This window comes from Pseudomonas sp. PVC-5-1 (assembly GCF_057444345.1).
On record NZ_CM172024.1, the window covers coordinates 4811148 to 4823812 of the forward strand.

15 protein-coding genes are annotated in these 12665 nt (G+C 63.7%); 7 read left to right on the forward strand and 8 right to left on the reverse strand.

The features are described from left to right. Window positions 1–77: 77 nt before the first annotated feature. Window positions 78–1052, forward strand: coding sequence for a 2-hydroxyacid dehydrogenase (locus AC2T3R_RS21990; protein ID WP_486744250.1), 975 nt, complete (start codon window positions 78–80; stop codon window positions 1050–1052). A 134-nt stretch (window positions 1053–1186) separates the two neighbouring features. Here AC2T3R_RS21990 and AC2T3R_RS21995 read toward each other — a convergent pair whose 3' ends face one another. After that, complete coding sequence (locus AC2T3R_RS21995) at window positions 1187–2089, reverse strand: DMT family transporter (RefSeq protein ID WP_486744251.1); 903 nt, start codon at window positions 2087–2089, stop codon at window positions 1187–1189. A gap of 273 nt (window positions 2090–2362) precedes the next feature. Between AC2T3R_RS21995 and AC2T3R_RS22000 the strand changes: the two genes are divergently transcribed. Next, a complete protein-coding gene (locus AC2T3R_RS22000; protein WP_410951865.1) occupies window positions 2363–3238 on the forward strand; it encodes a helix-turn-helix domain-containing protein in 876 nt (291 codons plus the stop codon). A 117-nt stretch (window positions 3239–3355) separates the two neighbouring features. On the opposite strand, the gene AC2T3R_RS22005 is transcribed toward AC2T3R_RS22000, so the two are convergent. The 6 genes from AC2T3R_RS22005 to AC2T3R_RS22030 form a co-directional block, all read right to left on the reverse strand. Continuing rightward, a complete protein-coding gene (locus AC2T3R_RS22005) occupies window positions 3356–5746 on the reverse strand; it encodes a TonB-dependent siderophore receptor (RefSeq protein ID WP_486744252.1) in 2391 nt (796 codons plus the stop codon). A gap of 136 nt (window positions 5747–5882) precedes the next feature. Next, on the reverse strand, window positions 5883–6866 hold the full coding sequence (locus AC2T3R_RS22010; RefSeq protein WP_486744253.1) for a FecR family protein: 984 nt from the start codon (window positions 6864–6866) through the stop codon (window positions 5883–5885). Further along, window positions 6863–7420, reverse strand: a complete 558-nt coding sequence (locus tag AC2T3R_RS22015; RefSeq protein ID WP_015271766.1) for an RNA polymerase sigma factor — start codon at window positions 7418–7420, stop codon at window positions 6863–6865. Before AC2T3R_RS22015 ends, AC2T3R_RS22010 begins: the two co-directional genes overlap by 4 nt. 22 nt (window positions 7421–7442) lie before the next feature. Continuing rightward, window positions 7443–7769, reverse strand: a complete 327-nt coding sequence (locus AC2T3R_RS22020; protein ID WP_015271767.1) for a DUF3325 domain-containing protein — start codon at window positions 7767–7769, stop codon at window positions 7443–7445. Beyond that, complete coding sequence (locus AC2T3R_RS22025; protein ID WP_486744254.1) at window positions 7769–9343, reverse strand: PepSY-associated TM helix domain-containing protein; 1575 nt, start codon at window positions 9341–9343, stop codon at window positions 7769–7771. The genes AC2T3R_RS22020 and AC2T3R_RS22025 overlap by 1 nt, the downstream gene beginning before the upstream one ends. After that, window positions 9340–9645 carry a DUF3649 domain-containing protein gene (locus AC2T3R_RS22030; protein ID WP_486744255.1) on the reverse strand — a complete coding sequence of 102 codons (306 nt, stop codon included), beginning with the start codon at window positions 9643–9645 and terminating at the stop codon, window positions 9340–9342. Before AC2T3R_RS22030 ends, AC2T3R_RS22025 begins: the two co-directional genes overlap by 4 nt. 232 nt (window positions 9646–9877) lie before the next feature. Between AC2T3R_RS22030 and AC2T3R_RS22035 the strand changes: the two genes are divergently transcribed. Next, the gene (locus AC2T3R_RS22035; protein WP_003260689.1) at window positions 9878–10225 is read left to right on the forward strand and encodes an HPF/RaiA family ribosome-associated protein; all 348 of its coding nucleotides are present in this window, start codon (window positions 9878–9880) and stop codon (window positions 10223–10225) included. Window positions 10226–10346: 121 nt separating this feature from the next. Then, window positions 10347–10637: a DUF3509 domain-containing protein gene (locus AC2T3R_RS22040; RefSeq protein WP_024087728.1), complete on the forward strand. Its 291-nt coding sequence runs from the start codon at window positions 10347–10349 to the stop codon at window positions 10635–10637. Window positions 10638–10640: 3 nt separating this feature from the next. Here the strand turns inward: AC2T3R_RS22040 and AC2T3R_RS22045 are convergent, their stop codons facing one another. Continuing rightward, complete coding sequence (locus AC2T3R_RS22045; protein ID WP_025340608.1) at window positions 10641–11111, reverse strand: phosphate-starvation-inducible protein PsiE; 471 nt, start codon at window positions 11109–11111, stop codon at window positions 10641–10643. Between the two features lie 449 nt (window positions 11112–11560). Between AC2T3R_RS22045 and AC2T3R_RS22050 the strand changes: the two genes are divergently transcribed. From AC2T3R_RS22050 to AC2T3R_RS22060, 3 genes are all read left to right on the forward strand, one after another. Further along, window positions 11561–11803 (forward strand): hypothetical protein, encoded by a 243-nt coding sequence (locus AC2T3R_RS22050; RefSeq protein WP_486744256.1) that lies wholly within the window; start codon window positions 11561–11563, stop codon window positions 11801–11803. A gap of 157 nt (window positions 11804–11960) precedes the next feature. After that, the gene (locus AC2T3R_RS22055) at window positions 11961–12224 is read left to right on the forward strand and encodes a DUF3077 domain-containing protein (RefSeq protein WP_085617830.1); all 264 of its coding nucleotides are present in this window, start codon (window positions 11961–11963) and stop codon (window positions 12222–12224) included. 110 nt (window positions 12225–12334) lie between these two features. Next, the gene (locus tag AC2T3R_RS22060) at window positions 12335–12598 is read left to right on the forward strand and encodes a YebG family protein (RefSeq protein ID WP_003260692.1); all 264 of its coding nucleotides are present in this window, start codon (window positions 12335–12337) and stop codon (window positions 12596–12598) included. Window positions 12599–12665: the final 67 nt, after the last annotated feature.

The window sequence follows — 12665 nt, forward strand, 5'->3', positions numbered from 1 at the left end:
CTGTGCGGTACCTGTGGGGGCGGGCGTGCCCGTGAAGAAGCCCCCACCGCCCCACCGCCTTGCAGAGAAGTTGCCCGATGAAAAAGACCGTCCTGGCCTTCAGCCGTATCACCCCGGCCATGGCCGAACGCCTGCAGCAAGACTTCAACGTGATCGTGCCGAACCCCAAGCTCGGCGACATCAATGCCCAGTTCAACGAAGCCCTGCCCGAGGCCCATGGCCTGATCGGCGTTGGCCGCAAGCTCGGCCGGGCGCAGCTTGAAGGCGCGACCAGGCTGGAGGTGGTATCCAGCGTGTCGGTCGGCTACGACAACTACGATCTGGACTACTTCAACGAACGCGGCATCGCCCTGACCAATACCCCCGACGTGCTGACCGAAAGCACCGCCGACCTGGGTTTCTCGCTGATCATGGGCTGCGCCCGTCGCACCGCCGAGCTGGATGCCTGGACCAAGGCCGGCAACTGGCAGGCCACCGTCGGCCCGGCCCACTTTGGCAGCGATGTGCACGGCAAGACCCTGGGCATCGTCGGCATGGGCAACATCGGTGCCGCCATTGCCCGCCGCGGCCGGTTCGGTTTCAACATGCCGGTCATCTATTCCGGCAACAGCCGCAAGAACGCGCTGGAGCAAGAGCTGGGCGCGCAGTTCCGCAGCCTGGAGCAACTGCTGGCCGAAGCCGACTTTGTCTGCATCGTGGTGCCGTTGTCCGATGCCACCCGCAAGCTGATCGGTGCGCGTGAGTTGCAACTGATGAAGCCGAGCGCGTTCCTGATCAACATCGCCCGCGGGCCGGTGGTGGACGAGGCGGCGCTGATCGAGGCACTGCAGAACGGCACCATTCGTGGTGCGGGCCTGGATGTGTACGAAAAAGAACCGCTGAGCGATTCGCCGCTGTTCAAGCTGCCCAATGCCCTGACCTTGCCGCACATTGGCTCGGCCACTGCCGAAACCCGCGAGGCCATGGCCAACCGGGCAATCGACAACCTGCGCGCGGCGCTGCTGGGTGAGCGGCCGCGGGACCTGGTGAACCCGCAGGTGTGGAAGGGCTGATCGCCCCCTGCTGCCTGCCCTGGCCCTTTCGCGGGCTCGCCCGCTCCCACAGGTACACCACCGCCCTAAAGGCCTGTGCAGTACTTGTGGGAGCGGGCGAGCCCGCGAAAGGGCCGGCACAGGCAACCCATCACCTATTTGGCCACCACAACACCCTCAGCCACCCTGGCCTTGGGCTTGCGAAACACCAGCACATTCCCCGCCATCACCGCCACCAGCCCCAACAAGGCCGGCGCTGTCCACTGATACCCCTCGGCCACCGCCGACACATTCAGCGCCACCAACGGGAACAGCACCGTGCAGTACGCTGCCCGCTCCGGCCCCATGCGCCCGACCAGGGTCAGGTAGGCGGTAAAGGCGATTACCGAGCCCGGCACCACCAGGTACAGCAACGAACCGATGTACCGCACGTTCCACTCCATGCTGAATGGCACGCCGCTGACCACGCAGAACACCGCCAGCATCACCGCCCCGTAGACCATGCCCCAGGCATTGGTGGTCATGGGCTTGAGCCCGGCCTTCTGCTGCATGCTCGACAGCATGTTGCCGGCCGAAAAGCACAGCGTGCCGAGCAGGGCCAGGCCAAGGCCGTACAGGGTTTCTCGGCTGGCCGCGTGGTGGGACAGCTCGGGCCAGAACAGCAGCCCCAGGCCAAGTAGCCCCAAGGCGCCGCCGCCGAGCACGTTGCTGACGATCTTCTGGCCGAAGAAGATCCGCGCGTTGAGCGCATTCCACAGGGTGGCGGTGGAGAACACCACGGCGATCAGGCCGCTGGCGATCCACTGGCTGGCACTGAGGAAGCAGATGAAGTTGACGCAGAACAGGCACAGGCCCTGGGCCAGACAGATCTGGTGGCCACGCCGGTTCATTGGCTGCAGGCGGCGGGTGAGCAGCAGGAAGGCGAACAGGATCAGCCCGGCCAAGGCGAAGCGGTAGACGATCGAGACCGGAATGGCGACCACGCCCAATTGGAGTTTCAGGGCGATCCAGGTGGTGCCCCAGATCAGGACGGTTAGCAAGTAGAGTGACAGGTTCATCGGTGGGGCTCCTCAGGCGATCGACCATGCATCCCGGGGCCGCGATGCGGCCCATCGCCGGCAAGCCAGCTCCCACAAGTACAGCGCCAAGCTCGAGGCTGGCGCGGTTGCTGTAGGAGCTGGCTTGCCGGCGATCGAGGGCGCAGCCCTCGCCGAGGCCTCCAGTTTCTTCCGGGGGCCCCTCCCCGGCTTGCACAAACTTGCGCATTTGTCCCGCGGGTAGCTGTAAGCCTGGCCAAGGCGCAGTAGGATGGCTGGCAAGAGGAACCGCCCATGACGCCACTCACCCAGCTGCAAGTGTTCAACGCCATGCACGCCTCGCCCCACGCCCGGCTGGAGCTGAGCGCGCACCTGGGCGACGGGCTGGCGGCGGCGTTGTGGAGCAACCGCGACGATGCCCGCGACTACCAGGCACCGAGCCATCACACCCTGTCGTGCTACATCGCCGACGGCACCGGCACCTTTCGCCGCCAGCGCCCCGGCGATAAAGGGGCGCCCGACAAGCTGTGCGTGATGCCGGCCGGGCAGGAATCGAACTGGGTGGTCAATGGCGCGATCCGCCTGGCGCACCTGTATGTCAGCGAAACGCAATTCGCCCTGGGCTGCGTGCGCCTGCTCGACCGTGAACCGCGTGAGCTGCAACTGCGGGAAGCGACCTTTCTCGACGACCCGCAGCAAGCCAAGCGCTTTCGCCAGCTGATAACCCTGGACTGGGATGAACCTGGCGAACGCTTGCTGGCCAGCAGCCTGGCGCACGAGATCGTCGACCATGCGCTGCTCAACCAGGTTGGGCTGCGCCAGGGCCTGCGCCTGAAAGGCGGGCTGGCACCGAGCCTGCGCCGGCAAATGGTCGACTACATCGAAGCGCATCTCGACCAGCCCATCACCCTGGGTGAACTGGCCTTGCGCTGCAACCTGTCCGAATACCACTTTGCGCGCATGTTCCGCGCCAGTTTCGGGCTGCCGCCGCACCAGTACCTGCTGGCCCGGCGGCTGCATCGGGCCTGCCAGCTACTGCGGCTGGGGGTGATGCCGCTGGGGGAAATTGCCCTGTTGTGCGGGTTTGCCAGTGCCAGCCATTTCAGCAACCGGTTCCGCCAGGCGGTCGGAGCAACGCCTGGCGAATACCGTAGTGCTTTCTGTTCGTGATATTGGGGCCGCTTTGAGGCCCTTCGCGGGCACGCCCGCTCCCACAGTGACCGCGGCGCTGCCCATACTTGTGGGAGCGGGCGTGCCCGCGAAGGGCTGCAAAGCAGCCCCAAATGCCTAGAACTCGAAGGTACTGGACAAGCTCACCTGCCGCGCATCGCCAATGGCCACAAAGTACTGGTTCACCGCCGAGCTGTAGTAAACCTTGTCGAACAGGTTCTTCACGTTCAGCTGCAGCAGCACCTTGTGCTCGTCGAGCCTGGTCTCGTAGCTGGCAAAGGCATCGGCCACGGTATAGGACGGCAGGTCGAAGGTGTTGGTCGAGTTACCCGCGCGCTCGCCGACATACCTTGCACCGGCACCGAGACGCAAGCGGTCGCCACCGAACAGGCTGCCGTAGTCATACACCGCCGACAGCGAACCACTGTGCCGGGCCACGTTCTGCAGGCGGTTGCCCTGCAGGGCCGGGTCCTTGGTCACCTTGGCATCGGTGTAGGCATAGCTGCCAATCAGGCTCCATCGCTCGCTCAGCTGGCCAGTCAGGTCCAGCTCAACGCCCCGTGAACCGACCTCCCCGGCATTGCTGTACACCGTTTCACGAGTACTGGTATCAAAGTTGGAAACCAGCACGTTGCGCTTGGTGATATCGAACAACGCCAGAGTGCCCGTCAGGCGGCCCGGCATGTCGAGCTTGGCGCCCAGTTCCCACGATTTGCCCTCCTCCGGCGCCACCGACGAGTCGAGCACCACATTGCCGACCAGCGGCGCGATAGTCGAGTTGGGCTTGAACGACTCGCTATAGCTGCCATAAAACGACAGTTGGTCATCGACCTTGTAGACGATACCTGCATGCGGCACCCACGCCTGGCCATTGATGTCGGTGTTGGCCTTGAAAGGGCGGCCACGGCCAGCGTACTGGTCGAACTGCTGGAAGCGCGCACCAGCCACCAGGATCCAGTGATCATCCAGGTGCAGCGCGTCCTGCACGAACAACGCGTCGGTGCGCAGCTTGTCGGTCTGGTCGCTGTCACTGGCTTTGACAGTGGTGCCCTCCACTTCCTGCCCGTAGACCGGGTTCATATAGCTGAAGGTGGATTGGGCGGTCTGCCGGATCATGTCACCGCGGAAAATCTTGCGGTCCTCGTGATCGATGCCGAACAGCAGGTCGTTCTGCATCCCGGCCAGTTGCACATTACCGGCCAGGCTCAGGGTGGCGAACTGGTCACGGCTCATGGCGTTGTGGGTGCCGTCGATGCTGCGCGACAGCGTGCCGCTATTTTCATTCACGCCGGTCACCCGCACCTGGCTGGCATCATAGGTTTCGCGGTTGAAGCTGTAGCCGAAGTGCAGCTTCCAGTCATCGGCAAGCTGGTGGTCGACTTCCAGACGGTACAGGTCGGAGCGCCCTTCCATGTCGTTGAAGGGCTCGTCCAGGCGTCGCGTGGCTGGGATGTCCAGCGGGTGGCCGTTGTTGCCGAACGCCGTGCCACGGTCGAAGGGGTAGAGAAACTCGCGATGCTCGTAGGCCAGCACCACTTGGGTATCCTCGCCCAGCCAGGCCAGCGATGGCGCTACCAGCGACTCACGGTGCACGCCGTAGTTGCGCCAGTAGTCCTCATCTTCGTGGTCGACGATCAGCCGATAGGCGAAGTTGCTGTCGCCCAGTGCGCCGGTACTGTCAAACCCGCCACCGCTGCCGTTCTTGCCGCTGCCGTAGGTCGACCCGCGCACGGTCAGGGCGTTGTACTGCTCGAGTTGCGGGCGCTTGCTGACCACGTTGATCACCCCGCCCGGGTCCTGGATGCCGTACAGCAGCGAGGCGGGGCCCTTGAGCACTTCGACCCGCTCGGTGCTGGCGTTGAGGCTGCGGCCCTGCACGATGGGCATGCCATCGCGCATGATCGAGCCGTCGCGGTTGTCGCCGAAGCCGCGTTTCATCACGGTATCGGAGGTGCCACCGAAATTGTTGCCCTGGGTGATGCCGCTGACATTGGCCAGAGCGTCATCAAGGTTGCGTGGGGCCTGGTCACGGATGACCTGGGCCGGTACCACATTGATGGCCTGGGGGATGTCCTGGCTCGGGCCCTGCCCGCGCATGATCGAGGCGGTAGCGGGGGGCTGATAGCTGTAGTCGTCCAGTTGCGAGGTCACGGTGATGGCCTGCAGGTTGAGGGCGCCGGAGGTGTCCACTGCTTCGAGGGTGAGCGTGCGTGCATCGACGCGGCGCCAGGCCAGCCCGGTAGTGCCCAGCAGCTGTTGCAGGGCCTGTTCGGCGCTGAACCTGCCGTTCAATGCCGGCGCCTGCACACCTGGCAGTTCCAGGGTGTAGACCACGCTCTGGCCGGTGGTGCGGCTGAAGGCGCTGAGTGCCTGGGCAAGGGGTTGCGCCGGCTGGGCGAAGGTATACGCCTGCTGCTGCTCGGCGGCACAGGCCAGGGGGGCGACAGCGAATGCCGGGAGCGCGGAAAGGCCGAGCCAGAGAGGGACGCAACGCGGGGTGAACTTCATGGACGCTGACCTGTGAGAGGGATATGACTGCGAATGAATCGCACTTCCACTCATTACACGGATGCCACGTCCTGTTACCTCACCCGTTGCCTGAAAAATTTTTTCCCTGTGCCGGCCCCTTCGCGGGCACAGGCGACTAACGGATGACAGTCAACCGCCCCAGCAAAGTCTGCCGCGAAAAGCCCATCACCTTGCCCAGCGAATCCAGCGCCAGCAACGGCTCGGCCACGGGGAAACTGCCACTGACCTTGCGCTGCCCCAGTTCACCATCAAGCAACAGTATGCGCCCCGGGCAATAACGCCCCAGGTCCTCGACCACCTGCGCCAGCGGCACCTGGTAGTAATTCAGCCAGCCCTGGCGCCAGGCCAGGCGGTTGTCGCTGTCCACCGTCAGGGTGTCGCCGACTCGGCCGGCAGCGTAGGCCGCCTGCTGGTTGGCCGTCAGTTCACGCGCTGCGGCGCCCGGTGCCGGGCTCACCGCCACCCGCCCGCTGCTCACAGTGACCTGGGCCCCCTCGTCCTGCTCGCGCACTTCGAACTGGGTGCCAAGCACGCGCACCTCGCCACCGGCAGCTTCCACTACGAACGGCGTGCCGGTATGCGTGACCTGGAAGTACGCCGCGCCATGCAACAACCGCACGCGGCGCTCGCCCTGCACAAAATCGACTGCAATCGCGCTCCCCGCATCCAGCGTCACCTGCGACTGGTCGGCCAAGGTCACCTGGCGAACTTGACCGGCACTGCTGTAGTCGGCCTGCAGGTCCTGCAGCCACAGGGCCGGGTGCCAACCACCGGCAACGCCCACGGCCAGTACCAGGCACGCAGCCACCGCCAGCGCCGCGGCCCGCTGCCGCCAGGGGTGCCTGGCCGGTGGCGTGGCCATCGCATCCAGGTAACGTTGCAGGCTTGCCTGTTCTTCAGCGGCCAGGCGCGCCGCCGGGGCGGCGCTGTTCTGCCACAGCGCCTGGGCCTGGGCGTAGGCCTCACGGTGCCCAGGTTCGGCCAGCAGCCAGCGCTTGAACGCCGCGCCCTCGGCTTGCGCAGGCTGCTCGTTGATGCGGCTGAGCCATTGCAGTGCAGCCCGGGACTGCGCCTCGGTGATCGGCGGTAATCGGCTCATCGACGGGCACTCCCTGGCCGGCGTGGGGTGGACGCGGGCTCGGCAACACTCGCCTTGCACGCTTCGAGGGCGCGCATCATATGCTTTTCCACAGCACTCTGGGACAGTTGCATGGCCTTGGCGATCTCGCCGTACTTGCAGCCGTGGATACGGTTGAGCAGGAAGATCTGCCGGGTGCGCTCGGGCAAGGCGCGCAAGGCAGCGTCGATGCGCTGCAAGTCGTGATCGACCTCCACGGCCTGTTCCGGGGCCTGGGCCATGGCCGCTTCATCCAGCGGCAACACAGCTTCGGCTGCGCGCTCGCGGCTGCCTTCGCTGCGCAGGTGGTCGATGGCGAGGTTCCCGGCGCAACGCAGCAGGTAGGTATCCAGCGCCTCGACCTTGACCTCAGGGCGACGCCAGAAGCGCAGGAACAGCTCCTGGACCAAGTCCGATGCCGTCGCCCGGCAGCCGACCCGGCGGCTCACCAGGGCCTCCATGCGTGCCCGCTGGGCCTGGAACACCTGGACGAAACGCGCACGCCCGCCGCCGCTTTCGGCATCCGCCTCGATCATGTCGCCCGGCTCGCTCACCTGGTCACTCGGCGAACACGGCCAGCAACGGCCCCAGCACCACGCTGGCGGCGGCCAGGCCCAGCAACAGGCGGGGCTGGTATGGCAGGCCGAACACCCACAGGGTCACCCCCGCCATCATCACTGCGGTCCATTCCACCAGGCCATGGGCCCAGCCCCGCAGGTGCACGCTGAGCACCAGCGACAGCACCAGCAACAGCCAACCGGCACTGCGCAACAGGCGCAACTGCCCGGGGCGCGGCTTGCGCCCGAGCAGGTCGACGAAGTGCTTCTCCATGGCCAGGCACAGGGCAACGAAGCCGGCGTAAGCGATCAGTGCATTACCCAGCATCAGCTCGCCTCCGCCGTCTCAGTGCTCGGCTTTGCTGCACGCGAGGCACGCTTGGCCACAGGTTTCGGGCTGTGCAACATCTTGCCGGCCAACCAGGCCAGGAACAGGCCGGTGCCCAGCGCTGTCAGGTCGAAGCCGGCCATGGTCCAGTCACCCGCCGACAGCGAATGGTTCAGGCCTTGGCCGGTGGTCAGGCCGTTGAGCAGCGGCAGCAAGGCGAAGGCCAGCGCGCCCAGCGCCAGTTGCTCGCCCCATGCCCGGCGCCCGCTGCGCAGAACGGCGTGCACCAGCGACAGGCCCCAGGCGGTGAAGAAGGCGTTGACCTCCCAGTCGGCCCGGCCTTCGACACCCATCGGGATCAGGCGGTTGGCCCAGAAGAAGCCCGCCACGGCCAGCAACAGGCCGCTCATGCTGGCGATATTGAGCACCTCGACCAGGCGCAGTTCGCCCGGCAGGCGTTCGCTCCTGGCATGCTTGAGCTGACGCTTGCCCAGCCACATCACCAGGCCGGTGCCAATCACCGCAGTACCGGCCACGCCAAAGAAGAAGTACAGCCAGCGCAGCCAGGGCCCGGCGAAATTGCCCATGTGCAGGCCGGCAAAGCTGAAGGCAGTCATCATTGCCCCGCTCTCCGGTTTGCCCTGGCCCAGCAGAGCACCGCTGACGCCATCGAAGGTCCAGTTGGCGCTACGCCGGTAAGCCACGTGGTCGGCAGCCGATTGGGTGAAGGTAACGCGGGCATTGCTGTCGCCGGCATTTTCCACCTGGATACGGCCGATACGCGCGCCCGGTTGCAGGTCCTGCACCTTGGCATAGAGGCTCGGCAACGGTACCAGCGGCGCGGCCACATGGGCCGCCTTGGGCGCATTGTTACGGCCGAACAGTTCGTTGAAGTACTTGCCGGTGTCATTGCCGTAGCTGGCCATGATGCCCGCCGGCATCACCATGTACATGAACAACACCAGGCTGCTGTAGCTGATCATCAGGTGGAAGGGCAGCACCAGCACGCCAATGGCGTTGTGCCCGTCCAGCCAGGAGCGCTGGCCCTTGCCTGGACGGAAAGTGAAGAACTCCTTGAAGATTTTCTTATGGGTGATGATGCCGGTGACCAGCCCCAACAGCATGATGAAGGCGCACAACGTCGATAGCCATCGGCCGAAAGGGTGTGGCATCTGCAACTGGAAGTGGAAACGGTAGAAGAACTCGCCACCGCGACTGTCGCGTGCCGCCACCGGCTGCCCGGTCTGGGTATCAAGGGTCTTGGTGACGAAACCGCGTGGCCCGCCATTCGGGTCGCGATAACCCACGTTCAAGGCGGCCTCGCGTGCGTTGGGCATACGAATCAGCCAGGTGCCCGAATGCCCTGCATTGTCCTGCAGATAACGCTGGGCCACCTCCAGGCTATGGCTCGGGTCCAGCGCATGGCTTCGTACTTCTGGTTGCGTCCAGTGCGTGATTTCTTCCTTGAAATACGACAGCGTGCCAGTGAGGAAGATGGCGAACAAAAGCCAGCCGAAGATCAGGCCGGTCCAGGTGTGCAGCCAGGCCATGGCCTGGCGGAAGCCTTCTTTCATGGGGTTTTCATCCAGTATGCCAACCCGGCGATCGCCCCCAGCAGCACGCTTGGCGCCAGTACGCCCAGCCAGGCGCGCAAAGCGCTGCGGCAGGCAAAGCACCAGATGAACGCCAGCAGGTAGAAAACGAATGACAGCAGCAGGCCGGTGAGCGTGGCATCGACCCGTGGCAGCGGCGCTACCAGGGAAATGCAGACGCTGGCCACGGACGCCAGCAGGTAGCCACCCAGCAGCGCGGCAAGGCTGCGTGACGTCACGGCCAGGCGATAGCTGAGCGAGAGACCGGCGGTTTTGCGCGTCATGGCGATGGTCCGGGCGTTTTCGGGGCTGCAATAATAATGATTTCAATTCTCATAAGCAAAGGCCACGCGATGAGTCGCCTGCTGCCTTGAATGCAACAAGAAATTTATTTTCAAAAAGGGCTTGAATTCGTTTCGCCGTTGCCTGACCTTAGAGTCAAGAGACGCAGAAATACCAAGGGTCTCAGAGGCCTAGGCGCGTCTCCATGCGAGCAAGCTGAATAAGGATTGAATCATGCAAATCCAGGTCAACAGCAGCAACCATTTCGAAGGCAACGCCCGGCTCGACCAGTGGGTCCGCAGCACACTGCAGAACTCGCTGGAACGTTACGAAGACGACCTCACCCGCATCGAGGTCCACCTGCGCGACGAGAACGGCGCCAAGCCCGGACCGCATGACAAACGCTGCCAGATGGAGGCTCGCCCCAAAGGCCATCAACCGATTTCCGTGACCCACACCGCCACTTCGCTGGACCAGGCGGTCGATGGTGCCGCCACCAAGCTCAACCACGCGCTGGAACACTTCTACGGCAAACTGCGCAGCAAGCGCGGCGCCCTGGAACTGAGTGACCCAGACGCCTGATCGGCAACGCAAGACGCCCGGCCTGATGCCGGGCGTTTTCGTTTGTATCGATCGATGGCGCTGAACCAACAGGTAATTTCCCCGGTCAACTTCTGCATTCATTCACCGCAGAAGCATGACCATGAACAACCCATTCGAACGAATCAGTGCTGCATTCGCCCCCGAATACCGGGTCAACCTGAGCATCGCAAACCTCGACGGCAGCATCATGCTGACCCTGTCCGACGACGCTGGCGTGGTCGCCAAGCGCCTCATCACCCAGGCCCAGCGCAATGATCCGGTGCGCCTGCAGCGGGTGATCGACAGCATCCGCCTGGGCCTGGCCATCGAGCACAACCAGAACCCCCTTCAGGTGCTGGCCGCGCTGACCCGTGACGCCCGCCACGAGCCGCGCCATTTCATCGCCAACTGAGGGCTACTTGCCCTCCTCCACTTCCTTGCCGTTGGCATCCAGCACCTTGGTCGAGGGGTAGCGGTACGAAGCGTAGCGCACCACCAGGATCGCGAACGCCAGCAACAGGATGCCACCGCACACGTACAACAGCCCTACGTCCGGCGCCTTGTGGTGCGAAACGTCGCCGATCAGCAGGCGGGTCAGCGCGGTGATGGCCACGTACAGCAGGAAGCGGATCGGCATGTGGTTGGTCTTGAAGTAGATACCGACCATCGCCCCCAGCTCCAGGTAGATGAACAGCAGCAGGATGTCATCGACACTGACACCGCCCTTGCCGAGCATGTCCAGGAACGTCATCACTGCCGCATAGGCGGTGATCGCGCCAATGCCGAACAGCGCCAGGTAATGGAATGCCTCGACGCACAGGTTGCCCAGCGAGTCGGCCGAGCCGTGCAGGCCCTTGCGCAGCTTTTCTGCCCATTTGATGTTCACGATGTTCCATTCCCCGATACGTCTTGAAGGATGATGCGTCACCGGCGTGACGCTTGTGCCATGCAGTTAAAAGGCCAGGCCCCTGCCTTGGAAGGCGACCGATTGCCGCAAGGCACCTTCAGGCGTGGCAAGTTGCCAGAAACACGACCATGCGCTGGGGAAAAATCAGATTTAACCACTTCCTTGCAGGGCATTTCCCAAAGATACTCCCTGCCATTGTGCTGTTCGGGGATGAGCACTAGTCTCGGACCGTCGCTGCCAAACAGCGACCGGCTTTGACAGGCCGCCCTGAACTAACCACATGGCTTTGCCTTTATGGCAGCTGTCATGGGGCACCTCGTGTGCGCCGGCTTTTGGTTCTGTTCACCGGTCTGTCAACCCATGCACAGCTGCCGCCTTCCTGTTTGACAGCAGGAGGCGGTGGCCCCAACTTTGAACAGGCCTTAATCATGCTGAAAGTAGTCCCCGATCCACCCCACACACCCCATTCCCTTGAAGACACCCTGATCCAGGCTACGGACTATGCGTTGTGCGCAGCCACCGTGGTGCATCAGGCCTTGTTGCTTCAGCCCAAGTCGCCAGCATCGATTTTGATGATGACCTCAATGCATGAGCTGGAGGCGTTGCGGGCTTTGCTTGAGTCGGCATTGGTTCAGGTGCAGATGCCCGCTGAGCCTCGGACTTTGCACTGAGGTTTGAGTGTTGCGTTGTCTGGGCTGGCCTCTTCGCGGGTAAACCCGCTCCCACAGGATCTCCACAGGCCTTTGAGGTAGATGCAGTACCTGTGGGAGCGGGTTCACCCGCGAAAGGGCCCGTCCAGGCAGTCGAGAACTTTCAGGGGATTCAAAAATGACCACAGAAGACACCCAATTCACTGTCGGCAAAACCACCTTCTACCAAGGCGAACACGGCACCCATCCACTGTTCCGCATCGAGCCCGGCATCCCCTGCCGCGATGCCCGCGAGCAGTCCTCAGAATTGATGGGCTATGTCCGCGAACTGACCATCACCGGCCTGATGGACGAGAAGCCGATGATGATCTGGGCTGCGCACTACCTGAGCGCGATGGCCAAGGCGCTGATGGATGATGCTGAGTTGGGCATGAAGCAGTAAGCCCTCTGCACCACGCTACAATTTCTGCTTGCGAAGCAATCAACATTGCCATTACTGTATATAGATACAGTAAATCGAAACGCAACCAGCAAAAGGCATAGAGGTGATGAATGGCCGTCGAAGTGGTGTACCGCAGCAGCCGCGACCCGGAGCGCTTGTTCATGGATAAGGCCGAAGCAGACCGTCACGACAAGATGCTCGAACTGGCCGAGCGCCTGGCCGAAGTACTGCACAAGGCAGTGCCCTCGCTGAGCGAGAAACAGGTCGAGGAAGCCGGTATCTACATGGCCAAAAACCGCGATGTATTCGCCCGGGCGTTCAAGAGCCAGCCGGATGCGCTGGCCGAGTTGCTCGAAGCGCCAGCGGCCGAGTAATTACCTGCACTGGCCGCTTCTGCAAGGATTGCGCATGGCTTGAGGTTCAGCGCGGTCAAGGTGGATG